1 protein-coding gene is annotated in these 685 nt (G+C 41.0%); it reads right to left on the bottom strand.

The features are described from left to right. Nucleotides 1–76: 76 nt before the first annotated feature. Nucleotides 77–685, bottom strand: a 609-nt coding sequence (locus AB4484_RS26715; protein WP_372081056.1) for a hypothetical protein, incomplete at its 5' end; no start/stop codon positions are given.

Here is a 685-nt window from a genome sequence, read left to right as displayed (position 1 = left end):
CAAGTTGATTCGGTATAGTTAAAATAATTTAATTGATATTGTTGGGTTGATTTATTTACTGTGGTTTTTTCTAAATTTAAAATTGATGGTTATATTCGATTCTAAAATCGGTACCAGTGATAACTTCACCAAAATTCCAGAATGCCCGTATATTACTCTGGCTATCTATTTGGTAACTTGCAGCCACTTCATGCTGCCAACCATAAAAATCGCTCGCGAGCTCTACACCACCAAGTTGGGTTGTATACATGGGGTTATAGTTGAGCCAAATATTGTCCGTGACGTCGATCTTGGAATACGAACCGATCACCGCAAAACTAGATGGAATGGTGTAGCCAATAGAGCCTTCATAGTCGGCGCCTGGTTTGATCAAGTGTGAATGCACATCTGCAACTGACAGTCCCACACCGGCAAGAGGATACAATTGCACTGGCCCTATGCTTGGTAATGCTTGAATAAAGGAGTAAGAAGTAGAACCTACTTTGTTATCGAAGTCCCAGTTCAAATCAAGTTGAGAGCCCAATCCACTCTCTATGTTTACGTTGAAGTGGCGATAGCGCAACGAGTCAAAACTGTCATCACCTTTTAGGCTTAAACTGTCGGCAGCAAAGCCTTTTACCTCTAGAACATGCATAGCCATTGTTTCATCATTTCTTGTGTCATAGGCCTGTCTCTTGATCATATC

Origin of the sequence: Vibrio sp. 10N.261.46.A3 (genome assembly GCF_041472995.1) — a bacterium.
GTDB lineage: Bacteria > Pseudomonadota > Gammaproteobacteria > Enterobacterales > Vibrionaceae > Vibrio > Vibrio coralliirubri.
The sequence above is the reverse complement of the archived record's forward strand: the minus strand, read 5'-3'. Positions and strand labels throughout refer to the sequence as shown.